Raw genomic sequence first — 24,542 nt, 5'->3', positions numbered from 1 at the left:
TCCGCGCGCACCTCCCGAACCCGACCTCGCCCCAACAACAAACGCGGGCTGACCGGCGTCACCAATCAGCCCGCGTTTAGCACCAGTCACCTAGGTCCAGTCGTGCATCGACCCGAGCCCGAGCAGGAACGAACTCGACCCGCCCGGCTCGACGACCGTCAGCCTGGCCAGGTCCCGGCCCGAGCCGTCCACCGCGGACAGCCCGATCCTGGCCGGCACCGGGGCGACGATGACCCCGACGCCGCCGGTGAGGGCCACGAGCTCGTTCGTCTGGCCGGAGACGCGCAGCTGCACGGCCTCCGGGGGCCCGATGACGAGCAGCCGATCGGAGAACCCGATCCGGGTTTCGTCCGGCAGTCGTACCGCCACCAGTCCGGCCGACGGCGCCACCGCCACCGTTATCCAGGCCTTCGTCGGGAAGTCCTTCGGCAGCGCCGGGTCCTGCGCCGGCGGCAGCTGCGTGACCGGCTGGGCGTCGCCCTTGCCGGTGACCTCGCAGACGTACACCGACCCGTCCGCCAGCTCGCCCAGCCCGACGACGGTCGGGCGCGTCTCACCGGGTGGCGTGCCGCCCCACAGGACCCGTTTGCGCACCACGTCGAGCCCGGCGATGGACGGCCACGACCACAGCAGCTCCTTGACCATGTCCGGGTCCGCCGTGCCGCGCTCGGCCGGCGGCGGGCTCGTCTTCTTCCGCGGCCCGTCGAGGGTTCCCTCGTAGCCGAGCTGCCGCACCCTCCCGTCGCATGTGACCCGCCACCAGCGGTTCCACGCCGGGGCCGGGTCGACCACGAACTCGGCAGCTGCACCCCACGTGATCTGCAGTGCGCTGTCGGGCCCCACCTTGCTCGCCACCGACCCTTGCGCCAGGCACCCGGGCGGCGCCAGCGCGACCGTGTACCGCGTCATGGCACCGCCGAACGAGAACGGATCGAGCGCGCCCCCGCCGCCCGCCCAGCCGTACGGGTCGCCGTCGGGCCCGTGCACGAGCTCGTCGGCGCTGGTGCCCTGCGGCGCGGCCGCGTGGACGAACAGCCCGCGACCCGCGCCGTAGTAGGCCGCGCCGAACACCCGGTCGCCGCCGACGTCCACGACGTACAGCACCTTGATCTGGTCGAGCTCGGGCTTCACGTTGCGCCGCGCCCGGTCCTTGTCCAGGGCCTCGCGGATCGCCCCGGCCGCCGCCGCGTCGCCCCGGGTCGGCGCCGCGAGCAGCGACCGGGTCCACTCGGTGAGCGGCACGTCGCGCTGCTGCTGCGTCGAGCCCGTCCGCTGGGGCGCGGGCCGCGGCCCCGGCCCGGCCGGCGCGACCAGCCCCTGCGCGCCGAGGAGCGCGGCCACGACCGCCGCACCGAGCCCCAGCCCGCCCCATCGCCAGCCCCGACGGCGGCGCCGGCGCAGCAGCCGCCCGTACGGGTCGGGGGCGGGCCGGACCGCGGCGACCGAGCGCGCCATCTCCTCGCGGAGGCGCTCCTCCAGCGTGCTCATCGTCCGCTCCTCTGCGTGTCGGCCGCCTCCAGCAGCGTTCGCAGCCGTCCCAGCCCGCGCGACGCCTGGCTCTTCACCGTCCCGACCGAGCACCCGAGCGCGTCGGCCGTCTCGGCCTCGGACAGGCCCTCCCAGTACCGCAGCACGAGCACCGCCTGCATCCGCTCCGGCAGCCGCGACAGCTCCGCCACGAGCGCCGTGCGCTCGGTGAACTCCCACGCCGGGTCCCCGCGCTCGAGGTCGGCGCCGGGCTCCGGCGGCGAGGCGCTGAGCATCTCCCGCCGCACCGCCCGCCACCAGCTCGTCCGCTGGTTCACCATCGCCCGCCGCAGGTACGGCATCGGCTCCGCGATCCGCTCGAACCGCGGCATGATCTTGAGCAGGCAGGCCTGCACGAGATCCTCCGCCGCCCCCACCGACCCGGTCAGCAGGTATGCGGTGTGCAGCAGCTCTGCGTACCGCACCCGCACGAACTGCTCGAACCCCTCACCCGGCACGCCACCGCCCCTTCGCCGAAGGCCGTCACAGCATGCACGCACCCTCCCCGGCAAAGGTTGCGAGCCGCAGCGGACTTTTGCGGTGCCGTCTGCCGGCCGCGGTCAGCGGGACAGGGGGTCGGCCAGGAGGCTCTCGAAGGCGAGCTCGGCGGCGCCGACCAACGGGGCGTCGTCGCCCAGGTCCGGGGTGTGCAGCGTCACGTGGTCGCGGCAGGCCGCCAGCGCCATCGACTCGAGGCGCCGGTGGATCTGGGCGGGGGCGGCGAGGTACAGCTCCCGCAGCGTGCCGCCGAAGACGACCACCGTCGGGTTGAAGATGTTGACCAGGTTGGCCACGCCGAAGCCGAGCCAGTCGGCGGCGTGGGCCACGGCGGCCAGGGCGTCGGGGTCGCCGGCGCGGGCGTGCTCGACGGCGGTGACCACGGCGGCGCCCGGGGTCGGCACCGGGCGGCCGGCCAGGTGGAGCAGGGGGCGCTCGCCGATCTCGGTCTCCCAGCAGCCGCGCGAGCCGCAGCCGCACAGCCGGCCGCTCGGGTTGACGACCATGTGGCCGACCTCACCGCCGTGGCCGCCGTAGCCGTTGATGCGGCGGCCGCCGGCGATGATGCCCGCGCTGATGCCGGCGTCGCCGTGCAGGTAGACGACGTTGTCGGCGCCGGTCGCGGCGCCGCGGGTGTGCTCGGCCAGGGCGGCCAGGTCGGCGCTGCCGCCGAGGAACGGGGGAGGGGCGCCGAGAGCGGCGGCCAGGGCCGGCTCCAGCGCGGCGTCGGTCCAGCCCAGGTGGTGTCGCACGGCGGCGGAGACGGCGACGCCGCAGCCGACGTCCACCCCGTCGGCGGGGGCGGAGCGGCGCATGTCGGCGACGAGCGCGGCCAGGGCGGCCACGGCGGGAGCGGGCCCGGCGCCGGGCGGGCGCTCGGCGGCGCGGGCGTCGAGCACCTTGCCACCCAGTCCGATGCGGGCGGCCCGGAGGCGTTCGACTTCGAGACTGAGGGCGTACCCGTACACGCGCGACGACCGCGGACGCACCACGATCGAGGGCCGGCCGGCGCGGCCGGTCTCCTGCGGTACACCTTCGTCGATGAGGCCCGCGGTGGCCAGATCGGCGGTGAGGGCGCCGATGGTGCTGCGATTGAGGCCGAGCCGGACGGTCAGCTCGGCGCGGGACGTCGCGCCGCGGACGTGGACGTAGCGCAGCAGGGCCCCGAGGTTCTGCCTGCGCACCGACTCCTGTGGGCTGGTGGACACGTGCGGTCCCTTCGCCTCGAAACGATCGTGGGTCCCCGGAAAGCAGCTCCGGGGACCCACGACGTCGGTGCCGGGTGTGTTACTTGGTGAGCGGGGCGAGCTTCGGGTCGTTGGCGTAGGCCTCGGCGGCGTTCGCCTTGGTCACGATGACCGGAGCCAGCAGGTACGACGGGACGATCTTGGCCTGGTTGTCGTACGACTTGGTGTCGTTGATCTCCGGCTCGCCACCGGTCTGCAGGGCCTGGACCATCTTGATGGTCTGGGCGACCAGCTTGCGGGTGTCCTTGTTGATCGTGGAGTACTGCTCGCCGTTCATGATGCTCTTGACCGACTCAACCTCGGAGTCCTGGCCGGTGACGACCGGGACCGGCTTGCCGGCGGCCTTCACCGAGGTGATGATCGCGCGGGCCAGGGTGTCGTTCGGGGACAGCACGCCGTCCAGCGTCTTGCCGCCCGCGGCGTAGGTCGAGGTCATGATCGAGTCCATGCGGGACTGCGCACCCTCGGCCTTCCAGCCCTGGATGGCGGTCTGCTTGACGTCCTTCTGGCCGGAGCCGACGATGAGGTCGCCCTTGTCGATGGCCGGCTGGAGCACGTCCATCGCGCCCTTGAAGAAGACACCGGCGTTGTTGTCGTCCGGCGAGCCGGAGAACAGCTCGATGGTCCAGGGGCCGGTCGCCTTCTTGGCCTTCAAGCCGTCCAGCAGGGCCTGGCCCTGCAGCTGGCCGACCTTGAAGTTGTCGAACGCGACGTAGTAGTCGAGGTCCTTGGTGCCGGTGATGAGCCGGTCGTAGGCGATGACCACCGCGCCGGCGTCCTTGGCCTGCTTGACCTGGGTGCCCAGCTGCGCGGCGTCGGTCGCGCCGATGACGATGACCTTCGCGCCCTTGGTGATCATGGACGCGATCTGCGCCTGCTGGTCCGCGACCGTGGTCGAGGCGCCGGCGTACTGCACGTCGGACTTGAACCCGGCGTCCTTGAGGCCGTTGGTGAACAGGTCACCGGCGAGGACCCAGTTCTCCGAGGTCTTCGACGGCAGGGCGACGCCGATGAGCGCGTCCTTGGCGAAGCCCTTGGCGGGCGCGCCGCCCGACGGGTTGCTGGAGGCGTCGCGGTCGCTGCCACCGCACGCGGCGGCGCTCAGCGCAACCAGCGCGACAGCGCTGACCGCGAGGCTCCGGGTGAGGAACTTGCGCATGGCTAGGAAAGCCCTTTCTTTCGGGATGTTACGGGGAATAAGGGGGCGTCTGCCGCGGTAGCGGCGGGGTGGATCAGCCGGCGACCGGGGTCTTGATCGATTCCTGTCCGGCTTGGTTCGCTGCGTCCGGCGGGGTGGGTTCCTGCCGGCGGAAGGGCTTCGTTATCGATCCGATGATCGAGAACCGACCCTGGCTCTTGTTGTAGACATCCAGCGCGACGGCGGCGAGGAGGAAGAATCCCTTGACGATCTGCTGGGTGTCGGTGCCGATGCCCTTGAGCTGCAGGCCGTTGTTGAGCACGGCCATGACCAGGCCACCGACGATGGCGCCGGACACGGTGCCGATGCCGCCGGAGACCGCGGCGCCGCCGACGAACACGGCCGCGATCGCGTCGAGCTCCCAGCTCAGGCCGTCCTGCGGGCCGGAGGCGCCGGAGCGGGCCACGAAGATCATGCCGGCCAGCGCGGCCAGGATCGACATGTTCATCATGACGAGGAAGTTGACCCGCCGCAGCTTCACGCCGGAGAGCTCCGCGGCGCGGGCGTTGCCGCCGACCGCGTAGATGTGCCGGCCGCCCGCGGTGTTGCGGGTGTAGAAGGAGTACAGGATGACCAGCGCGGCCAGGATGCAGCCCGAGATCGGGAAGCTGGTGCCGACGCGGCCACCGGCGAAGCGCAGCGTGGCGAAGACGATGACGGCGAGCATGATGCCCAGGCGCAGCACGGTGATCCAGACCGGGACCGGCTCCGCGCCCATGTCGCGGCGGGTCTTGCGGGCCCGCAGCTCACGCCAGATCACGGCGAGACAGGCGACCAACCCGAGCACCAGCGTGGAGTTGTTGTAGCCGGTGTTCGGGCCCCACTCGCTGAGGTAGCCCGCGCCGATGTTCTTGAAGCCATCGGGCACCGGGATGGTCTCGGCGTCGCCGATGAACTGGTTGCCGCCGCGGAAGAGCAGCATGCCGGCCAGCGTGACGATGAACGCCGGGACCCCGATGTAGGCGACCCAGAAGCCCTGCCAGGCACCGATGATCGCGCCGACGACCAGGCCGACCAGGATGCCGACCTCCCAGGGAAGGTCCCAGTCCCGCATCGTCTTGGCGACGATGATGCCCGTGAACGCGGCGACCGACCCGACGGAGAGGTCGATGTGGCCGGCCACGATGACCATGAGCATGCCCACCGACAGCACCGAGATGTAGGCGTACTGCTGGGTCAGGGCGATCAGGTTGGTCGAGTTCAGCGTCAGCCCGTCGGTCCACACCTGGAAGAAGACGATGATCGCCACGAGCGTGAAGATCATGCTGAACTGGCGGGCGTTGGAGGTGGTGCCCCCGAAGAGGTTCTTCTGCAAGTCTTTGAATCGGCTCATCGCGTCAGCATCTTCTTCGTAGAGGTCATCTGCTTCATGAGGAGTTCCGGGTTGGCCTCCGCGCGCGGGACCTCACCAGTGATGTTGCCTTCGAACACCGTGTAAATGCGATCGCACAGGCCCAGCAGCTCGGGGAGCTCCGAGGAGATGACGATGACGCCCTTACCCTCGTCGGCGAGCTTCTGGATGATGCCGTAGATCTCGTACTTCGCGCCGACGTCGATGCCGCGCGTCGGCTCGTCGAGGATCAGCAGATCGGGGTCCGTGAACATCCACTTGGCCAGGACGACCTTCTGCTGGTTGCCGCCGGAGAGCTTGTTGACGCCCTCGTCGACGGTCGGAGCCTTGACCCGCAGTAGCTGGCGGTACTCCTCGGCGACCTTGTGCTCCTCGACCTGGTTGACGACGCCGTTGCGCGTGATCTTCGACAGCTTCGCGGCGACCATCGAGGTCTTGATGTCGTCGAGCAGGTTGAGGCCGATCGCCTTGCGGTCCTCGCTGACGTACGCCAAGCCGTGCTTGATGGCGTCGGCGACGGACTTGAGCTGAATCTCCTGCCCGTCCTTGAAGATCTGACCGGAGACATAGACGCCGTAGGAGCGGCCGAACAGGCTCATCGCCAGCTCGGTGCGCCCGGCGCCCATGAGACCGGCGAAGCCCACGATCTCGCCCCGGCGGACGTTGAAGTTGGAGTGCTTGCAGACCAGGCGCTCGGCCGAGATCGGGTGGCGCACCGTCCAGTCGCGCACCTCGAAGAAGACCTCGCCGATCTTCGGGGTGTGGTCGGGGAAGCGGCTCTCCAGGTCGCGGCCGACCATCCCGCGCACGATCCGGTCCTCGTTGACGTCCTCGGCGCCGACCACGAGGGTCTCCACCGTCTTGCCGTCGCGCAGGATCGTGATCGAGTCGGCGATGTCCTCGATCTCGTTGAGCTTGTGCGAGATCATGATCGAGGTGACGCCCTGCCGCTTGAACTCGCGCAGCAGGTCGAGCAGGTGGCGGGAGTCGTTCTCGTTGAGCGCGGCGGTCGGCTCGTCAAGGATGAGCAGCTTGACGTCCTTGGCGAACGCCTTGGCGATCTCGACCAGCTGCTGCTTGCCGACGCCGATGTCCTTGATCAGGGTGTCGGGGTCGTCGCGCAGGCCGACCTGGGCCAGCAGCTCGCTCGCCTTGCGGTTGGCGCCCTTCCAGTCGTAGGCGCCGTTGCGCCTCGGCTCGTTGCCGAGGAACAGGTTCTCCGTGATCGACATGTGCGGCACCAGGGCGAGCTCCTGGTGGATGATCACGATGCCGGCCTTCTCGCTGGCCCGGATGTCGCCGAAGCGGCTCTCGGAGCCCTGGTAGAAGATCTGGCCACTGTATGACCCGTACGGGTAGACGCCGCTGAGGACCTTCATCAGCGTCGACTTGCCCGCGCCGTTCTCCCCGCAGATCGCGTGGATCTCGCCCTGCCGCACCACCAGGTTGACGTCGCTGAGGGCCTTGACGCCGGGGAACTCCTTGGTGATGGACCGCATCTCGAGCAGGATCGGTGCGGTGCTCATGACGTGAGCCGCCTTGTCACCGACATCATGTTGCCTCCGAGGGCGTTGCGTTGCCGCCAGACGTTTTGTTGTGACGACCAACTTATTCCAGTGTGGCGATCCTGCCCAGTCCCGACCGTCGTTTCTTGGTAACAATCCGGCAATGATCTAGTGCCTGGGCGGTCGACGCAGCTCCCGGGGAAGCGCTCTCATATGTCCGGGATGTTTGCTGCGCGTGTCGGACTCTAAATCCAATTGCTTTACTAAGTCAACGCCAGGGGGCATCATGTAGGTAACGGTACGTAGGTGGGAGGCTGGGTGCGGCAAGTCGGGACAAATCTCCCCAAGGTCGGGCAATACAACCGCGCGGTGGTGCTCGACCAGATCCAGCTCGCCGACGGAACCAGTCGCGTCGAGATCGCCGAGCTCACCGGCCTGACCCCGCAGACGGTGTCGGGCATCGTGCGGCGGCTGATCGACGAGGGGATCGTCCGCGAGGACGGCGCGCGCTCGTCCAGCGGCGGCAAGCCGCGCACGGTGCTGCGCATCAACGCCGACGCCGGCCGGGCCGTGGGCCTGCACTTCGACCCGGCCGGGCTGGCCTGCGTGGTGGTCGACCTGCTGGGCCGGCCGCTGGTCACGGCCCGCCGCCCGACCCCCTCCGCCATCGACCCGGCCGAGGTCACGGCGGCGATGGCGGCCCTGGTCGACGAGGTCCTGGCCGAGGCCGGCGTGGGGCGGGACAGGGTGCTCGGCGTCGGGCTGGCCACTCCCGGCCCGATCGATCAGTCGCTCGGCGAGGTCATCTCGCCGCCGCAGCTGTCGGACTGGACCCGGGTGCCGCTCAAGCAGATGGTCGCCAACGCCACCGGCCTGCCGGTCACGCTGGACAACGACGCGACGGCCGCGGCGATCGGCGAGCGCTGGGCGGGCGCCGGGCGCGGGGTGGCCAACTTCGCGTACTTCTTCCTGGGCACCGGCGTCGGCGGCGGCCTGGTGCTCGGCCATCAGGTCCATCGGGGCGGCTCCATGAATGCCGCCGAGTTCGGCCATACGTCGGTTACGCAGAGTGGTCCTTCCTGCTACTGCGGCAATCGGGGCTGCCTCGAGAGCTTGATCAATCCCGCCGCGCTCGTGGCCGACGCCCACCGGCTTTTGGCTGCCGGTCGTGAGAGCGCTCTCGCGAAGGCCTTCCGCCGAGGTCCGTCCACTGTGGACCATACGGCCCTGTGCCGGGCCGCGGCGGCGGGCGACGCGCTCGCCGTGGAGGTGATCGGGAGGGCCGCCGAGCACCTCGCGACGGTGGCCGTGAATGTGGTGAACATCGTCGATGTGGAGCTGATCATCCTGGGCGGGCACGGGATCCGGCACGTGGAGTCGCACTTCCGGGAGGCGGTGACGCGGGCGCTCGGGGAGCGGGCCATCGCGCGGCGGATCCGGCAGGTGGACGTGGCGCTGTCACCGCTGGGCGACGACGCGGCGGCGGTGGGGGGCGCGACGCTGGTGCTGCACTCGACGTTCTCGCCGCAGGTCTCGTCGTTGCTGGCCGGCTGAGGCAAGCGGCGGAGGGCCGCCGCCCTAATCGATCGCCACCGGCTCCGGGGCGGGTGCCGCCGGGGGCTCGTCCAGCACCTGTTCGCGCAGGCCGATGCGGGTGTGCAGGCGGCGCAGCGGGCCGGGCGCCCACCAGTTCCAGCGGCCCAGCAGGGTCATCGTGGCCGGCACGAGCAGGCAGCGCACCACCGTCGCGTCGATCACCACGGCGGTGAGCAGTCCGACCCCGACCTGCTCGATCGTGCCCAGGTCGGCGGCGGCGAAGCAGCCGAACACCACGACCATCAGCAGCGCGGCCGACGTGATGATCCGGCCGGTGTGCTGCAGGCCGCGGCGCACGGCGGCGTCGGTGTCGTCGCCGCGTTCGACGTACTCCTTGATCCGCCCGAGCAGGAAGACCTCGTAGTCCATGGAGAGCCCGAACGCGAAGGCGAACACGATGACCGTCACGAACGGGTCCAGCCCGCCGACGGTGAGCGTGTGCAGGACCCCGGATCCCCAGCCGTGCTCGAACACGGCCACCATCACACCGAACGTGGCGCCGAGGGAGACCACGTTGGCCAAGATGGCCTTCACGGGTACGACGAGTGAGCCCGTCATCGCGAACAGCAGCAGCACCATCGCGACCAGCGTGACCGTCACGGCCGCCGGCAGGTCGTCGGTGATCAGCCCGACCAGGTCGATGAGCGTGGCCGCGTCGCCGACCACCCACGACTGCACCCCGGCCGGCCGGTCGGCCCGCAGCCGGTGGACGAGGCCCTGCGCCGCGTCGTCCTGCGGCCCGCCGCGCAGCACGATGTCGACGGTGGCCACCCCCGGGCCCGCCGGCCTGGCCGGCTGCACGCCCGCCACCGCCGGGTCCCTGGCCCAGCGCGCCGCGTAGCTGTCCAGGCCGGCCGCGTCGGTGCGGGCCACGACGGTGACCACCGGCCGGTACGCCCGCCCGAAGCGGGCCGCCAGCCCGTCGGCGACCCGGGCCGACTCGACGCTGCGCGGCACGCCGTCCAGCCGCGGCAGCTTGATCGTGGCGCCCAGCAGCGGCGAGCCGGCCGCCAGCAGCAGCGCGGAGGTGCCCACGGCGATGAGCACCGGGCGCTTCTGCACCTGAGTCGAGAGCGCGGCGAAGAAGCCGCGATCGCTGCTCGCGTTCCGTTTCGACGGGCGGATCCGCTTGTGCAGCAGGCCGATCAGCGCGCCGGTGAAGGTGAGCGCGGCCAGCATGGCCACGACGGCGATCGACACGCCCCCGGCGCCGAGCGCGCCGAGCTGGTGGACGGAGAACATCATCAGGCCGGACAGGGCGGCGGCCACCGTCAGCGCGCTGAAGAAGATCGTGCGGCCGGCGGTGGCCCAGGCGCGCCCGACCGCCTCCTGTGGCGCGAAGCCGGCGGCGACCTCCTCGCGGTAGCGGGCCACGAGCAGCAGGCCGTAGTCGATGGACAGGCCGAGGCCGAGCAGCGTCACGACGGTGACCACGTTCTGGTCCAGGTCGGTGACCTTCGAGAACACCCACAGCAGGGGCATCGCGGCGGCCACCGACACGACCGCGGCGAGCACCGGCAGGCCGGCCGCGACCAGGCCGCCGAAGACGAAGACGAGCACGATCAGCGTGAGCGGCAGGGAGATGAGCTCGGCCCGGCCGAGGTCGGCCTTCTGGGCCGCGCGGACCTCGGCGTTGAGGGCCGGGTTGCCGCCGACCTGCGCGCCCGGTATGGCGTGCAGGCGGGTCCGCACCTCGTCGACGGCCCGGTCCCGCTCCGGCCTCTCCAGGTTGCCCAGCGTGACGACGACGAGCAGGCCGTGGCGGTCGGTGGCGACGTAGGCGGGAGCCTGCGCGGCGGGCACCGAGTAGGGGGTCGCGACCTGGCGCACGCCGGCGACCTGCGCGAGGTCGCCGGCCGCCGCCGTGATCGCGGTGCGGACCGCGGCGGCGTCCGGGTCGACGTTGTCGACGAGCCCGATGACGGTACCGCTGGAATCATTGCCGTCCGCGACGGCGTCCAGCCCGTCGATCGCCTCGACGTGCCTGGGGTTGCTGGCGTCCGCGATCGCGCTGAACACCGGGCCGAACGTCAGGGCGCCGAGCGCGACGACGACCACCCAGATGCCGACGATCATCCATCGGTGCCGGAAGCAGAACCGTCCAACGTTGGCGACCACGGGTCGGATCGTAGCCGCTCATGTTCTGTCGTACCCCGGCGTTACCCTGGCCTCGTTGACAACTGGACAGTGAACTTTCAGCACTCGATGACGGTGACCGCCAGGCCCCCGCGCGCCGTCTCCTTGTACTTGACCGACATGTCGCGGCCGGTCTCGCGCATGGTCTTGACCGCCTTGTCCAGGGTGACGTGGTGGGCGCCGTCGCCGTTGAGCGCCAGGCGGGCGGCGTTGATGGCCTTGACGCTGGCGATGGCGTTGCGCTCGATGCAGGGGATCTGGACCAGGCCGCCGACCGGGTCGCAGGTGAGCCCCAGATTGTGCTCCAGGCCGATCTCGGCCGCGTTCTCCACCTGGGCCGGGGTGCCGCCCAGGACCTCGCACAGGCCGGCCGCCGCCATGGCGCACGCCGAGCCCACCTCGCCCTGGCAGCCCACCTCGGCGCCCGAGATCGAGGCATTGCCCTTGATGATCAGGCCGACCGCGGCGGCGGTCAGCAGGAAGCGGACCACGCCGTCGTCGTCGGCGCCCGGGACGAAGCGCGCGTAGTAGTGCAGCACGGCGGGAATGATGCCGGCGGCGCCGTTCGTGGGGGCGGTGACGACCCGGCCGCCGGAGGCGTTCTCCTCGTTGACGGCGAGGGCGTAGAGGTTGACCCAGTCCAGGACGTGCAGCGGGTCGGCGGCATCCGGGGCCGCGGACAGGTCCGCGTGGAGGGCCGGGGCGCGGCGGCGGACCTTCAGCCCGCCCGGCAGGACGCCGTCCGGGCGGGTGCAGCCGCGGGTGACGCACTCCTGCATGACCGACCAGATGTGCAGCAGGTCGGCCCGGATCGCCGGCTCGGGGCGCCAGGACTGCTCGTTGAGCAGCATGACGTCGCTGACCCGCAGGCCCTCGGTGGTGGCGTGGGCGAGCAGCTCGGCGCCGGTGGTGAAGGGGAACTTCACCGGGTCCTCGGCCGGGGTGGGCGCGCCATCGGGGCCGACCACAAACCCGCCGCCGACGGAGAAGTAGGTGCGCTCGGCCACGGGGGAGCCGTCCGCCGCCCAGGCGTGGAAGCGCATGCCGTTGGGGTGCTCGGGGAGGCTGCGGCGGCGGTGCAGGACCAGATCGGCGTCGACGTCGAAGGCGACCGCGTGGGCGCCGCCGAGCAGTTCGAGCCGGCCCGTCTCGCGGACCGCGCGGACCCGGCCCGGTGCCGCGTCGGTGTCCACTGTGGAGGGATCGGCGCCCTCCAGGCCCAGGATCACCGCGGGGGCGGAGCCGTGGCCGTGGCCCGTGGCGCCCAGGGAACCGAACAGCTCGGCCTTGATCCGGGCCACCCGGGGGAGCAGGCCGTCGTCCTGCAGGCGGGTGACGAAGCGCCGGGCCGCGCGCATCGGCCCGACGGTGTGGGAGGAGGACGGGCCGATGCCGACGGAGTACAGGTCGAAGGCGCTGAGTGTCGTCACTGCGACCCGATCAGGGCCGTGTACGCCTCGATGTCGAGGAGGTCGGCCGCGCCGGTGACGCGCATGCGGAAGAGCCAGTTGGCGTACGGGTCCTCGTTGATCAGGGCCGGGTCGGCGGCGACGGCCGGGTTGACCTCCTCGACCACGCCGTCGGCGGGGGCCAGCAGGTCGCTCACGGACTTGGTGGACTCGATCTCGCCGCACGGCTCGCCGGCCCGCACCTCGCGGCCGGGCTCGGGCAGGTCCAGGTAGACGATGTCGCCGAGGGCGTCGGCGGCGAAGCGGGTGATCCCGACGGTGCTGAGGTCCGCGATCCATTCGTGGTCGCGGGTGTACTGCAGGTTCGGTGGCACGGTCACGAGAGGCTCCCCTGGTCGATGACGGGTGGCCTCCCCGCTCTGTCATCGAATGCCTGAGAGCTTCACCGGCCGGCCCGGCCTCGGGTGAGGCGGGCGGCGGTTTGCACCGTGGGCGCGGGACGCGGCGTCCCGGCTTTTCAGAGTCGCCTGGCCGCGGCGGTACGTGGGCCTGAGAGATTCCCGGGGAGAGTTGCTCCTTCGGCGCCCCAGCGAATGGGGACTCTCCCGCCGCGGTTTGTTCGGCGTGATGTGGAGTTGTCGCTGCGACCGTACGGGGACGTTGCCGGGCGGGTCAAGCCCGGGGCCCTCGACGCAGCTCCCGGGGCGCGGGTTTGGCTCGGGCAGGGCGTAGCGCACGCCGCCCTGGGTCCGCCCGCAGGCGGCGCCGGCGAGCGCGCCGGCCGCGTGGTGGGCGGGGTGCTCGGCGTCCCGCTCCTCGGCCAGGGCGAGGGCGACCCGGTGACGCCGCGGGCGAGCCTGCCATTGCGGCGCTGGCCCAGGCAGCGCGAACGGGCCGGGGTGCTCAGGCCGTGCGGGTGATGTCCATGAGGTGGTGCTCGCCCTCGTGGACGGTGTGCTGGCCGAGCCACAGCAGGGTGCGCTCGACCGGCTCTGGCCACGGGTAGGAGCCGACCCGGGCCAGCGCGGCGGCGTCGAGCGCGCCGAAGGCGGCCGCGAGCCGTTCGGCGTTCGCGGCCAGGTCGGCGAGCACGGCGGAAGGGTCCTGGGCGTTGTACGCGCGGGTCACCACGAGCTCGTCCCGGCCCATCGTCGCGAACTCGGGGGCGTCGGCCCGCAGGGCCAGCTCGATGCGCTCCCGTTGCACGGCGAGCACGTCGCGCAGGTGGCAGGTGTACTCCAGCGGCGACCACACCTGCGGGGCCGGCCGGCGGCGCACGTCGGGGACGGCGGCGAGGGCCGCGGCGTAGCGCCCGGCGAAGGTGCCGAGCCGGGCCGGGATCGCCCCGGCGTCGACGGTCCCGTACTCGAACCCGCACTCGTCGCACCGATCCATGCGGGTCACGGTACCTGGAACACGAGCCTCCCGACGAGGCGGAACGGCAGGCGGCCGGTGCGGACCGGCTCGCGGCGGGACGGGATGCCGGGCACCTCGCCGCGGCGCAGCGCGACGCGGGCGTCGTAGATCCACATCCGGCCGCCGGGGCGCAGGACGCGGCGCAGCTCCCGCACGCCGGCCGGCTCGGCCCAGTGGTGCAGGCTCATCGACGACACGATGAGGTCGAACGTGGCGTCCGCGAAGGGCAGCGCGCCCACGTCGGCGACGGTGAACGTCACCCGCTCGGCCAGGCCGCGCGCCGCCGCGCCCCGGCGGGCCTCCTCGATCATGGCGGCGGACAGGTCGACGCCGTCGATGCGGGCCTGTGGCAGCGCCTCGGCGAGGGCCAGAGGGACGCGGCCCGGGCCGGTGCCGGCGTCGAGGATCCGCGCGCCGGGCGGCAGCCGCGCGCCTTCGACGTCGGCGACGATCCTGCGGTACACCGCGGCGGATGGCGGTGCTGTACCAGCGGTTGGCCGCGCCCGGCATCAGCGCCGCGGTCGGCTCGCCGCTCGGCGACTTGCCGCACCTCCCCGATCGTTGAACGCGTGCCCCATCCCTCGCTGTGCGGCCCGCCCCGCGGCGGCCTGCCGCGCATCACGGTCGAGGACCTCGGCGACGGCAGCGCGCGGGTGGCCGGCTGCGACCGGGGTGCTCACATCGACGGACTTGACTGATTGTTATTGGATATATCTCGGGAACGGACGTGCCAGCGGCACGCGACGCGGCACAATTGGCCGGTTTGCATCCCTGGCGACTAGGAGTTTCCGCGGCATGGCGAGGGCCTACGTACTGGATCAACGCTCCGCGCGGCGCCCGCTGCACGTGCGGCAGCGCTGCCGGCTGCTGTTTCTCAACATGCAGGAGCGGGACCCGATCCGGGACATCGGGCTGACGCCGTACCGGGACTGGATCGCCGAGGTGACCCGGCTCGCCCCGGAGCAGATCCACGTGGTGAACGTGGCCGACGGCGAGCCCCTGCCCGACACCATCGACGCCCACGCCATCATCGGCGGCGGCTCGGGGCACTCCTCCTACGAGGAGCTGCCGTGGATCCGGCGGGTGAAGCAGTACCTCACCGAGGCCCAGCGCCGCGGGGTGCCCGAGCTGCACATCTGCTGGTCGCACCAGGCCAAGGCGGAGACCGTCGGGGCGGTGTGCAAGGTCGGGCACCACGGCCGCCGGTTCGGCATCGAGCGGCTCACCCTCACCCCGGCCGGTCGCCGTGACCCGCTCTTCCACGGCCTGCCCGACTCCTTCGAGGTCTTCACCTCGCACGTCGACGCCGTCTACGACCCGCCGGCCGCCTGCGAGTTCGGTCCCGTGACGGAGCTGGCGCGGGGCGAGGTGTACCGCAACGAGGCCCTCGCCATCGGCCCGACCGCCCGGACGCTGCAGGTCCACCCGGAGCTGACCGCGGGCATCACGGCCGCCCTGGCCCGGGTCCGCCGCCCGCAGCTGGTCGCCGAGGGCCGGCTCGGCCCGTCGGAGGTCGACTACGCCGCGTTCCTGGAGTCGCTGGACTGGGCCGACCGCGAGATCCGGGCCCGGATGCGCACCCTGCTGGACAACTGGCTGCGCTACTACGTGGCGCCGGTCCTCTGAATGCTCGCGATCGCCGGGGCCGGCAGGTGCTCCTCACCCGGACGGTGATCCTCGTCCGCATGGGCCTCAGCTCACGAACATCCCGGTGGCGTTCACCCACGTGCCGGTGATGCCGCGGGCCGCGGGCGAGGCCAGGAACGCGATCGTCTCGGCGATGTCGGGCAGCCGCGGCGAGCGGCGCAGCAGGCGCAGCGAGTCGAGGTGGGCGTGGATGCCGGCCAGCGCGCCCTCGTCGATGCCGGCGTTGACCGCCCGCAGCTTCTCGATGGTGAGCGTCTCCGGGATGCCGGCCACCCAGATGCCCATGACCCGCACGCCGCTCGGCCCGAGCTCCATGGCCAGGCTGCGCACCAGCGCGTCCAGCGCCGCGTCGGCCGGGCAGGTGCTGCCCATCATCGGGCTGTTGTGCGCCGAGCCGCTGTTCAGGGCCAGGATCAGCCCCTCGCCCTGCTCCGCCATCCGGCGGGCGGCGGCTCGGGCGGTGACGAAGTTGCCGGTGAGCCCGGCGGTGACGGCCCGGGTCAGGTCGGCCACGCTCATGTCGACCAGCGGGATGCCCTGCACGTCGCCGCGCGGCACCAGGTTGAGCGACACGTCGATGCGCCCCACGCGCGCCGCGTGCGCCTCGACCGCCTCCTCGTCCAGCGCGTCGACCACCGCGGCCTCGGCCTTGCCGCCGGCGGCGCGCAGCCGCTCGGCGAGGGCCTCGAGCGGGGCCGCGGTCCGGCCGGTCAGGTGCACCGTGGCGCCCTGTCGCGCGAAGACCTCCGCGACCGCCGTGCCGATGCTGCCCGCCGCGCCGTAGATGACCACGTTCATCGCTGCTGACTCCTCCTCGTCGCCCCGGCCGTGTGCCGTGGACGCGAGGTGTAACGCCGCCCTCCGCCCGAACTCATCGGTGGCGTCTCAAGAAAGTTTGATGGCCTCGCCGACGACGAGGTCCTCGATGCCGTACAGGAACCGCTCCATGTCGTCGCGGGGCAGCACGGCGGCGTCGGCGGTCATCGCGAGCTCCAGGCTGCCGGGCGCGTCCTGGGCGTCGAGGGCGAAGGTGGTGTTGCGCCGGGGCGCGTGCTCCACCGGCCAGGTCAGCGTGGTGCGCGCCCGGGCCCGGTGCAGCGGCTCGTCGGCGGGCGTGGCGTAGCCGGGGATCGGCATGAGCCCGCGCGTGTCGTTGACGAAGCACGAGTGGTCGCAGGCGGCGCGCAGCTGGGCGATGTCGCGATCCAGCGCCAGCTTGTCGTAGTACGCGTGCCGCTGCGCCGACAGCGCCGCCCCGAAGGTCCGCCGGACCAGCCCCGCGAAGTCCCCGGCCGTGCCCGGCAGGTGCAACAGCCCCTCCTGCGCGATCGTGTTCACCGCCCCCGCCATCCCGGGCCGGAACCGGTTGTTCACCACCACCTGGAACACCGCGTCGGGCGCCCCGCCGAGCCGCGCGGCCGCGGCGGCCGCGGCGGCGAGCAGCACCGCGCTGGGGCTCACCGCCAGCCCGATGGCCACCCGGTCGAGGGCCAGCGCGAGCGCGGGCGAGTTGAGCACCGCGTTGGGGAACACGTCGGCGGCGGGCCGCCCGGCCCGCTCGGGGAACTGGCTCTCGGGCCCGCGCGTGAGCTTGTCCACCCACGACCGCCGCGCGTTCGCGTCCTGCCGCCGCCCCTTGTCGGACTGCTGCAACGCCGCCTCCTCGAGCGGCTGCAGCAGCTCCTCCTCCGGCAGTGCTCCCCCCGCGCACAGGGTGGCGCACTCGGCGAGGAGGTTGCGCAGGCCCCAGCCGTCGGTGGCGGTGTGGGAGAGGGAGAGGATGAGGTACCCGACCCGCCCCTCGGCCACCACCACCCCGACCCGGACGGGCAGCTCGCGCTCGGCGTCGAACGCCATGCCCTGCAGCTCGTGGTAGAAGGCGTACGCCGTGTCGATCACGTCGGCCGGCGCGCACTCGCGGGCGTGCACGGGCACCGCCCCTTCGGCGTGCATGACCTGCCGGAGACAGTCCTCCCCGTCCGCGAGCCGGGTCCGGAGCGAGTCGTGGCGCCGCAGCAGCACCCGGATGATGTCGGCGACCCGGTCCATGGGCAGCGGGGGGTCGAGCGGCAGGCCGCCGGAGACGTTGTACCGCGCCGCGTCGTCGCCGAGGCGCCGCACGACGTCCCAGATCGCACTTTGACCCCAGGTCGCGGGGCCGGTACCCGCCCGGACCCCGGCGAACACGAGCTCGGACTCCACGCCGTGAGTCTCGCGGATCGATGGATGGTTGTCGACGCCCGCCCGGGCGCCATATACCGGCCCGCCACCCATTTCGCCCGGGTGGCGTGCCCTTCCGCGCGGGGCGGCTTCCGTGGGCGGGCTTCCTCGCGGGGCGCGGCCTTGACGCGGGGCGCCTGCTCGGCGTGACGGAGGACGCGGGGTCTGTGCGCATCCTGCATCCCGGCGCCGCAATCGGCATACCGGCTATTCCGCCTGCCGGGGTATGAATCCGATATGCCGCGGCGTGCGAGCGTCCGGCATGTCGGGTGTTGCCGGTCGGCGCCGCTGTCGGCAGGGCTCGCTGGTGTCGGGCGTTGCCGGCCGGCGACGTCGCCGGCTCGGCGCGCGCAAGGCTCGGCGCGCGCAAGGCTCGGCGCGCGCAAGGTTTGGCGCGCGCGAGGGTCGGCGGGCGCAAGGGCCGGCGGGCGGGTTGGATCAGCCAGGTGTCCGGATTTTTCGGACATAGGAGTGGTGCTGAAGGGGTCCTGACGTGGGGGGTTGGGTAGAAATCGCAGATGCTGCAAAACGGCGTGCTGTGCTTCCGCGGGATCAAGCAATAGCATCGACGCGTCCCATTGTGGAGGGCCGATGCTGTGCGCATCGGCCCTCCGCAACGCGCCGTCAAGCGTCAACGGTTCGAAAGGTGGCACGATCGCGTGCCCCTGCACAATTCACGGGCGGCGTCGGCAGCGCCGCCGGTGATACAGAAAATCGTTTAGTGGGCGGGATCGAAGCGGCCGTGCTTGGCGCCGTCCACAAACGATTCCCAATCCGTGGGCGTAAATTGCAGGACCGGCCCAAGGGGATTCTTGCTGTCGCGGACGCCGATTCTCCGGCCGGCGAACGCGACTTCTACACAGTTGCTGCCGCCGTTACCGTTGCTGCGGCTGCTCTTACGCCAGGCGGCGTGTTGAAACGTCGTCTCCATACATGGCACCTCCCTTCCTGGCGGGACTCCCCGGCCAGTCACTCGTCGAGCAGGCGCTTGATCATGCCGATCGACGCGTCCTGGCTGAGTGCGCGCGTGCTGAGGCGTTCGAAGTCGACCCGGTAACGCCTGACCTCTGCAGGCTGCTCTTCGTAGTAGTCCCCGGCAAGCCCTTCGAGGTACACGACGTCCAAGTGGGCGACGTCCGGGAACTCCAGCAGCGCGACCGAACCGCCGAGGAACGCATGTTCGCCGGCGTCCAGCGGCAGGATCTGCAGCGTCACGTTGGGCCGTCCGGTGGCCTCGATCAGGCGGCGCCACTGGTCGCGCATGACCTCGACGCCGCCGACGTGCCGGCGGACCACCGACTCGTCGACGATCGCCCACAGCCGCAGCGGCGCCGGTCCGCTCAGCCGCCGCTGCCTGGTCTTTCGCAGCTCGACGCGGCGTTCGATGGCGGCCGGGGGATCGTTGCTGCGGCCGCTGCCCATGAGCGCGCGCATGTACCGCTCGCTCTGCAGCAGGCCGGGCAGCACGATCGGCTCCCAGACCTTGGCCGAGGAGGCGTCGGCCTCCATGCCCACGAAGTTCCCCGGCCGCATGACGTCCTTGTAGTCCGTCCACCAGCCCCGCTGGCGGGCCAGCCGGGCCAGGGTCATCAGGGCGTCGCGGTAGTCGCTGTCCGCCACGCGGTACAGCGTCAGAAGATCGTTCACGTCCCGGGGCGTGACCGGGACGCGCGCATTCTCGATGCGGGTGACCTTGGCCGAGTGCCATTCGAAATGCCGCGAGACGTACTCCTGGGTGAAACCCGCCTCTTCCCGGCACTTCTTCAACTCCGCGGCCAGCCGGCGGCGGCGCAGTGTCGGCCCCTCGTCGACAGCCACCGTTACCTCCTGCGGTGCTCCGGTGATCGTAAACAATTCGGCGTTGACTGATACTCCGAGTCTAGTACTCGTTGCACTACGCGCAGTGCTTGGTACATGATGCTGGGGACATCGAGGATGAACCCCCACTCATTCATGATCTCCTTTCGCCAAGTGCCGAGGAGTGTGACTTCATGCTGGCCAACAGCTATTACCTTATTGCGCACGATGACCGGACGGGCCGGTCCCGCCTGCACCCGAGGGCGACCGGGCTCGGCCTGGCGGCGGGCCTCCTGGGCGAGCTGATGCTGTTCGGCCGGCTCCGGGCGATGACGGGCGACCTGTACGTCGTCAGCCACGAGCCGCCCGGCGACTCGCTCGCGCACACCCTGCTCGACCTGCTCGTCGCCCAGCCGCAGCACAAAGAGATCCGCACGTGGCTCGCCTACCTCGCGCAGGACGTGGCGGACCAGGTCGGCGAGCGGCTGCTGCGGGCCGGCGTGGTCGAGCCGGTGACCAAGCGCAAGCTGCTCGGGGCCCAGACGCTGTACATGCCGGTCAGCCCCGACCAGCGCAATGCCGCGGCCTGGGAGTCGATCCGGCTCGCCGAGGCGCTCGGCCGGCGCCGGTCGATGAACCTGTCGGACCGCGTGCTCGTGGCGCTGGTCGTGGCCACCGGCCTGACGAAGTACGTCTTCTTCAGCCCGCAGCAGCAGCGCGACTGCATGCAGGCCATGCCCGGGCTCATGAGCTCGCTGCCCGACGACCTGGTCCAGCTCGTGCAGTACACCGAGGCCGCCGTCGGGTCCGCCCTGGCCGCCGGCCGCCGGTGAACACCCCCCCGCTGCCTGAGGAGTTAAACGAACCATGGCGCGTTCCACCATGACCGGGCCCGACATCGTCGCCCGCGGGCTGGCCAACAACCGGCTCGGCGTGCCGTCGGTGGTGTTCTTCGGCGTGGCCGGAGCCGCGCCGCTGACGGTGATTCTCGGCTCGATCTCGACGATCTACGCCGTCGTCGGCAACACCGCCGTTCCCCTGGTGTACTTCGTCGCCGCCCTCATCCTGTCGCTGTTCACGGTCGGGTTCGTGGCCATGAGCCGGCACATCGTCAACTCGGGGGCCTTCTACAGCTACATCAGCCACGGGCTGGGCCGCATGATCGGGGTGGCCGCGGCGTTCATCGCACTGCCCGCGTACGCCGCCATGCAGATCGGCCTGCTCGGCCTCTTCGGCGTCGTGGCGAAGGGCATCCTCGCGGCCAGCGGGGTGAAGGTCAGCTGGTTCGTGTGCGCGCTCGTGGGCTGGTTCCTCGTGGCGATCCTCGGCGTGCTGTGGGTCGACCTCAGCGGCAAGGTGCTCGCGGTCCTGCTCACCGTCGAGATCGCTATCGTGCTCATCTACGACGTCGTGATGCTCGCCCACCCGCACGGCGGCAAGGCCGACTTCGGGCCGCTCAACCCGCAGCAGCTGGCCACCCCCGAGGTGGTCGCGATGCTGGTGCTGGCGATCGCGGGCTTCGTCGGCTTCGAGGCCACGGTCGTGCTGTCGGAGGAGGCGAAGGACCCGAAGAAGACCATCGGACGGGCCACCCACTGGGCGGTGCTCCTGCCCGGCCTGCTGTGCGGGGTCTCGGCCTGGGCGATGTCGGTCAACGCCGGCGACATCGTCGGGCGGGCCAAGTCCGACCAGACCGACCTGGTGTTCAACCTCGTGGCGGTGTACGTGCCGGAGGCGTTGGTCAACATCGGGTACATCCTGTTCCTGACCAGCGTGTTCGCCGCGATGCTGGCCTTCCACACGTCGGTGACCCGCTACCAGTTCGCCCTCGGCCGTGAGCGCGTGCTGCCGCGGATCTACGGCGTCGCGCACCCGCGCACCGGGGCGCCGATCGCGGGCTCGCTGACCCAGAGCGTCCTCGCGCTGGGCGTGCTCATCGTGTACGTCGTGACGCACACCGACCCGCTGGTCCACCTGTTCGCGTGGATGACGGTCGTCGGCGGCCTCGGCGTGCTGATCCTGATGTGGGCCACGTCGGCCGCGGTGATCGGCTTCTTCCTGCGCAACCGGCGCCGGGAGAACGTCTGGCGCTCCCGCATCGCCCCGATGCTCGCGTTCCTGCTGCTCAGCATCGTGCTCGCGGCGACCGTGATCGGGCTCGGGCAACTGCTGCAGGTGCCGGCGGACTCGCCGTTCAACTGGCTCTTCCCGACCATCTACGCGGTCTGCGCGACCTTCGGCATCGGGTGGGCCGCGATCATGCGCGGCGCCCGGCCGGAGGCCTACGCCGGCATCGGCCGCGGCACCGAGGGCTTCGTGGTGCCGGAGAACGTCTTCGGCCGCCCGGCGCGCCCGCACCGGGTGACCGCCGACGTCGCCCACCACGCGGCCTAGCCGCACCCGCTTTCCCGGAGAGGATGGTCATGACGCACGCCATTCAGGACGTTGTCGTTCGCGACATCGACCCGGTCGCCACCGAGGAGATCACCGAGGTGCTGGCGGCGGCGATGGGCGACGGCGCCGTCGCGCGCTGGCTGATGCCCGACGCGGCGCTGCGCCGCGAGTCCAACCCGGCGTACTTCGCCATCTTCGCCGAGCACGCGGTGCGCTTCGGCGAGGTGTACGCGAGCGTCGACCCGATCGACGGCAAGCTCTCCGGGGTGGCGCTGTGGTTCCCGCTCACCCAGGCGATCCCGCCGCCGGTCGACTACGACAGCCGGCTGAAGGAGGTGGCCGGCCCCGCGTTCGACCGCATCAGCCACCTCGACGCGGCCCTCGAGGCCGAGCACCCGCTCGTGCCGCACCACTATCTGGCGTTCATCGCGGTGCGGCCCGACCGGCAGAACCTCGGCATCGGCAGCTCCCTGCTGGCGCGCCACCACGCCCGGCTGGACCGCGCCGCCCTGCCCGCGTACCTGGAGGCCAACGACCCGGACAACCGGGAGCTGTACCTGCGCCACGGCTACGTGAGCCGGCCGCCGGTGCTGCTGCCCGACGGCCCGCCGGTGTGGCCGATGTGGCGGGAGCCGTTGGTGTAGAAGACTTCTAGGCGGCGGTGGGGAACTCGTAGAGCCAGTACTGCTGCTCGTCGATGCGCTGCGCCTTCACGTCGCCGGACAGGCGGTGCAGCATCAGCCGCACCACGCGGGCCATGTGCCGGACGTCGTCGGTGCGGTTGCAGAAGTCCAGCGCGATGAGGCCGTTCTGCGCCGCCGCCGTCAGGTACATGGCCGTCACGAGCTCGCCGAAGGCGGCGGCGGCCCGGGCGTCGGCCTGGGTGGCGACGAAGCCGCAGTACCAGATCCGCTGCTCGGCGTAGTGGTGCGGCCAGCGGCGTTCGAAGTACGGCGGAGAGATCAGCGGCACCGCGTCGAGGTGGTTGGTGTAGATCGACATGCCGCGGACCGTGTCGTCGTCGTCCAGGCAGAGGTACTTCGAGATCCGCGGGTCGCCCATGACGTCGTCGAACTCGTGGCGGTACATCAGGTGGCGCTGCACGGCCAGCGCGTTGAGCTCGGCGAATGCCTCCGAGTAGAGCGTCCACGCCTCTTCGCGCTGCTCGCCATCCACTTGATCGACAATCTTGACATTCATGTCCAGCACTCCGATCGCCGTCGGCCAGGCACACGTGCTTGCGGCGGTTGGGGGAAGTCGCCGCGTCGATGGGAAGGTCAACTTGGAGCAGTGGATCAACGGTGAGTAGTCGATCAGCTACTTTCGATCGTTTGTGTATTGAGAGTAGTCCAAGAGTCACCGAGTGCAATATGGTGACTCCAATCCGTCGCCATTTGCGATCTCGGGAGGGTCCATGGACCGCCTGTACGGCTTCCCGCCGGCCCCCGAACTCGTCATTGACCTGGACAAAGTGGCCGCGAGTTACCGTGCGTTGGCCACCGCGTTGCCAGGTGTCGATGTGCACTTCGCGATGAAGTGCAACCCCCACCCGGAGATCCTGGCGCTGCTGCACGCGCTCGGCTGCCGCTTCGAGATCGCCTCCGCCGCCGAGCTCGACGCCCTGGTGGCGATCGGGGCCGACCCGGCGCTGGTGCTGTCGAGCAACCCGGTCAAGCCGGCCGCGCACATCGCCCGGCAGTTCGCGGCCGGGGTGTGGCGCTTCGCCTTCGACTCCGAGGGTGAGCTGGACAAGCTGGCCGCGGCCGCGCCGGGGGCGGCCGTCCTCGTGCGGCTGGCGGCGCACCAGATCCGCAGCGGCGTGCCGAGCGAGGGCAAGTTCGGCGTCGGCGTCGACGCCGCGGTGGCGCTCATGCTGGCCGCCCGCGAGCGCGGGCTGGTGCCCTACGGCGCCGCCTTCCACGTCGGGTCGCAGATGCTGCTGCCGCACGCCTGGCGGGCGCCGCTGCGGGCCGTGGGGACCTTGATGTACAAATTGGCGGCCGAAGATGTGTTTTTGCACATGGTGAACCTCGGCGGTGGGTTTCCCGCGCGGTACACCGCAAAGACGCCGCCGCTGGCCGACTACTGGGCCACGATCGGCGCCGGGCTGGCGGATCTGCCGTATCGCGTGGCCGCCGTCTGTGAGCCCGGGCGGGCGGTCGTGGCCGAGGCCGGGCGGCTGCGGGCGACCGTGATCGGCACTGCCGAGCGGGGCGGCCGGCGCTGGGCGCACCTGGACGTGGGGGCCTTCAACGGGCTCATGGAGAGCCTGGAGACCGGCAACCAGCTGCGGTTTCCCGTCTCCGACTCGCGGGGCGGCGCGACCCGCGACCGGTTCCACCTGACCGGGCCGACGTGCGACAGCCAGGACACGATCATGTTCGACGTCGAGTTGTCGGCCGACCTGCGCGCCGGCGACGAGGTGTACCTCGACTGCACCGGTGCATACACCACGGTGTATGCGTCTGGGTTCAATGGTTTTGATGTGCCGGTTGTTCGCTGTGTGACTGGTGTGGCCATTGAAACCAGTGATGACGCTGCGTACTGTGGTTGATACGCTCAGTTTCCTGATCTCCTTCGTGCTTTCTCGGTCCGACTAAC

24 protein-coding genes and 1 riboswitch are annotated in these 24,542 nt (G+C 71.3%); of the genes, 8 read left to right on the top strand and 16 right to left on the bottom strand.

Annotated features, from left to right (window positions below):
* Positions 1 to 90: 90 nt before the first annotated feature.
* From AB0M46_RS18050 to mmsA, 6 genes are all read right to left on the bottom strand, one after another.
* On the bottom strand, positions 91 to 1,488 hold the full coding sequence (locus AB0M46_RS18050) for a hypothetical protein (RefSeq protein ID WP_363337253.1): 1,398 nt from the start codon (positions 1,486 to 1,488) through the stop codon (positions 91 to 93).
* On the bottom strand, positions 1,485 to 1,985 hold the full coding sequence (locus tag AB0M46_RS18045) for a SigE family RNA polymerase sigma factor (protein WP_363337252.1): 501 nt from the start codon (positions 1,983 to 1,985) through the stop codon (positions 1,485 to 1,487). Before AB0M46_RS18045 ends, AB0M46_RS18050 begins: the two co-directional genes overlap by 4 nt.
* 102 nt (positions 1,986 to 2,087) lie before the next feature.
* Positions 2,088 to 3,233, bottom strand: coding sequence for an ROK family protein (locus AB0M46_RS18040; protein ID WP_363337250.1), 1,146 nt, complete (start codon positions 3,231 to 3,233; stop codon positions 2,088 to 2,090).
* A 79-nt stretch (positions 3,234 to 3,312) separates the two neighbouring features.
* Complete coding sequence (locus AB0M46_RS18035) at positions 3,313 to 4,431, bottom strand: sugar-binding protein (RefSeq protein WP_363337248.1); 1,119 nt, start codon at positions 4,429 to 4,431, stop codon at positions 3,313 to 3,315.
* Positions 4,432 to 4,504: 73 nt separating this feature from the next.
* Positions 4,505 to 5,803 (bottom strand): multiple monosaccharide ABC transporter permease, encoded by a 1,299-nt coding sequence (gene mmsB, locus AB0M46_RS18030; RefSeq protein WP_363337247.1) that lies wholly within the window; start codon positions 5,801 to 5,803, stop codon positions 4,505 to 4,507.
* On the bottom strand, positions 5,800 to 7,347 hold the full coding sequence (mmsA, locus tag AB0M46_RS18025; RefSeq protein ID WP_363337245.1) for a multiple monosaccharide ABC transporter ATP-binding protein: 1,548 nt from the start codon (positions 7,345 to 7,347) through the stop codon (positions 5,800 to 5,802). Before mmsA ends, mmsB begins: the two co-directional genes overlap by 4 nt.
* A gap of 297 nt (positions 7,348 to 7,644) precedes the next feature.
* On the opposite strand from mmsA, the gene AB0M46_RS18020 reads away from it, so the two are divergent.
* Positions 7,645 to 8,880, top strand: coding sequence for an ROK family transcriptional regulator (locus AB0M46_RS18020; protein ID WP_363337243.1), 1,236 nt, complete (start codon positions 7,645 to 7,647; stop codon positions 8,878 to 8,880).
* A gap of 24 nt (positions 8,881 to 8,904) precedes the next feature.
* Here AB0M46_RS18020 and AB0M46_RS18015 read toward each other — a convergent pair whose 3' ends face one another.
* The 3 genes from AB0M46_RS18015 to gcvH form a co-directional block, all read right to left on the bottom strand.
* Entirely contained in the window at positions 8,905 to 11,040 is a 2,136-nt protein-coding gene (locus AB0M46_RS18015) for an MMPL family transporter (protein WP_363337241.1), read from the bottom strand.
* Positions 11,041 to 11,117: 77 nt separating this feature from the next.
* Positions 11,118 to 12,488, bottom strand: coding sequence for an L-serine ammonia-lyase (locus tag AB0M46_RS18010; RefSeq protein WP_363337239.1), 1,371 nt, complete (start codon positions 12,486 to 12,488; stop codon positions 11,118 to 11,120).
* Complete coding sequence (gene gcvH / locus AB0M46_RS18005) at positions 12,485 to 12,847, bottom strand: glycine cleavage system protein GcvH (protein ID WP_363337237.1); 363 nt, start codon at positions 12,845 to 12,847, stop codon at positions 12,485 to 12,487. The genes AB0M46_RS18010 and gcvH overlap by 4 nt, the downstream gene beginning before the upstream one ends.
* A gap of 147 nt (positions 12,848 to 12,994) precedes the next feature.
* Positions 12,995 to 13,085: riboswitch (glycine riboswitch) on the bottom strand.
* Positions 13,086 to 13,102: 17 nt separating this feature from the next.
* Between gcvH and AB0M46_RS18000 the strand changes: the two genes are divergently transcribed.
* Positions 13,103 to 13,387: a hypothetical protein gene (locus AB0M46_RS18000; RefSeq protein ID WP_363337236.1), complete on the top strand. Its 285-nt coding sequence runs from the start codon at positions 13,103 to 13,105 to the stop codon at positions 13,385 to 13,387.
* Here AB0M46_RS18000 and AB0M46_RS17995 read toward each other — a convergent pair.
* Positions 13,371 to 13,862 (bottom strand): DinB family protein, encoded by a 492-nt coding sequence (locus AB0M46_RS17995; RefSeq protein WP_363337234.1) that lies wholly within the window; start codon positions 13,860 to 13,862, stop codon positions 13,371 to 13,373. The two genes, AB0M46_RS18000 and AB0M46_RS17995, sit on opposite strands and share 17 nt — an antisense overlap.
* 5 nt (positions 13,863 to 13,867) lie before the next feature.
* Entirely contained in the window at positions 13,868 to 14,347 is a 480-nt protein-coding gene (locus AB0M46_RS17990) for a class I SAM-dependent methyltransferase (RefSeq protein ID WP_363337232.1), read from the bottom strand.
* 105 nt (positions 14,348 to 14,452) lie between these two features.
* Here AB0M46_RS17990 and AB0M46_RS17985 point away from each other — a divergent pair, with 105 nt between their 5' ends.
* Both AB0M46_RS17985 and AB0M46_RS17980 read left to right on the top strand, forming a co-directional pair.
* Positions 14,453 to 14,581, top strand: a complete 129-nt coding sequence (locus AB0M46_RS17985) for a hypothetical protein (protein WP_363337231.1) — start codon at positions 14,453 to 14,455, stop codon at positions 14,579 to 14,581.
* A 97-nt stretch (positions 14,582 to 14,678) separates the two neighbouring features.
* Positions 14,679 to 15,509 (top strand): type 1 glutamine amidotransferase, encoded by an 831-nt coding sequence (locus AB0M46_RS17980; protein ID WP_363337229.1) that lies wholly within the window; start codon positions 14,679 to 14,681, stop codon positions 15,507 to 15,509.
* A gap of 66 nt (positions 15,510 to 15,575) precedes the next feature.
* On the opposite strand, the gene AB0M46_RS17975 is transcribed toward AB0M46_RS17980, so the two are convergent.
* The 4 genes from AB0M46_RS17975 to AB0M46_RS17960 all read right to left on the bottom strand — a co-directional run bounded on the left by AB0M46_RS17975 (position 15,576) and on the right by AB0M46_RS17960 (position 19,568).
* Entirely contained in the window at positions 15,576 to 16,328 is a 753-nt protein-coding gene (locus tag AB0M46_RS17975; protein WP_363337227.1) for an SDR family oxidoreductase, read from the bottom strand.
* A gap of 87 nt (positions 16,329 to 16,415) precedes the next feature.
* Positions 16,416 to 17,732 (bottom strand): condensation domain-containing protein, encoded by a 1,317-nt coding sequence (locus tag AB0M46_RS17970; RefSeq protein ID WP_363337225.1) that lies wholly within the window; start codon positions 17,730 to 17,732, stop codon positions 16,416 to 16,418.
* 736 nt (positions 17,733 to 18,468) lie between these two features.
* Positions 18,469 to 18,681, bottom strand: coding sequence for a DUF397 domain-containing protein (locus AB0M46_RS17965; protein WP_363337223.1), 213 nt, complete (start codon positions 18,679 to 18,681; stop codon positions 18,469 to 18,471).
* 38 nt (positions 18,682 to 18,719) lie between these two features.
* Positions 18,720 to 19,568 carry a helix-turn-helix transcriptional regulator gene (locus AB0M46_RS17960; RefSeq protein ID WP_363337222.1) on the bottom strand — a complete coding sequence of 283 codons (849 nt, stop codon included), beginning with the start codon at positions 19,566 to 19,568 and terminating at the stop codon, positions 18,720 to 18,722.
* 173 nt (positions 19,569 to 19,741) lie between these two features.
* On the opposite strand from AB0M46_RS17960, the gene AB0M46_RS17955 reads away from it, so the two are divergent.
* From AB0M46_RS17955 to AB0M46_RS17945, 3 genes are read left to right on the top strand one after another with little or no spacing between them, the layout of a single operon-like run.
* Complete coding sequence (locus AB0M46_RS17955; protein WP_363337220.1) at positions 19,742 to 20,380, top strand: GPP34 family phosphoprotein; 639 nt, start codon at positions 19,742 to 19,744, stop codon at positions 20,378 to 20,380.
* 34 nt (positions 20,381 to 20,414) lie between these two features.
* Positions 20,415 to 21,941 (top strand): APC family permease, encoded by a 1,527-nt coding sequence (locus AB0M46_RS17950; protein ID WP_363337218.1) that lies wholly within the window; start codon positions 20,415 to 20,417, stop codon positions 21,939 to 21,941.
* Positions 21,942 to 21,970: 29 nt separating this feature from the next.
* Complete coding sequence (locus AB0M46_RS17945) at positions 21,971 to 22,585, top strand: GNAT family N-acetyltransferase (protein WP_363337216.1); 615 nt, start codon at positions 21,971 to 21,973, stop codon at positions 22,583 to 22,585.
* A gap of 7 nt (positions 22,586 to 22,592) precedes the next feature.
* On the opposite strand, the gene AB0M46_RS17940 is transcribed toward AB0M46_RS17945, so the two are convergent.
* Positions 22,593 to 23,141, bottom strand: a complete 549-nt coding sequence (locus AB0M46_RS17940; RefSeq protein WP_363337214.1) for a hypothetical protein — start codon at positions 23,139 to 23,141, stop codon at positions 22,593 to 22,595.
* 214 nt (positions 23,142 to 23,355) lie between these two features.
* Here AB0M46_RS17940 and AB0M46_RS17935 point away from each other — a divergent pair, with 214 nt between their 5' ends.
* Positions 23,356 to 24,495 carry a type III PLP-dependent enzyme gene (locus AB0M46_RS17935; protein ID WP_363337212.1) on the top strand — a complete coding sequence of 380 codons (1,140 nt, stop codon included), beginning with the start codon at positions 23,356 to 23,358 and terminating at the stop codon, positions 24,493 to 24,495.
* The last annotated feature ends 47 nt before the right edge of the window (positions 24,496 to 24,542 follow it).

This window comes from Dactylosporangium sp. NPDC051485, from assembly GCF_040682015.1.
Classification (GTDB): Bacteria; Actinomycetota; Actinomycetes; order Mycobacteriales; family Micromonosporaceae; genus Dactylosporangium.
The sequence above is the reverse complement of the archived record's forward strand: the minus strand, read 5'-3'. Positions and strand labels throughout refer to the sequence as shown.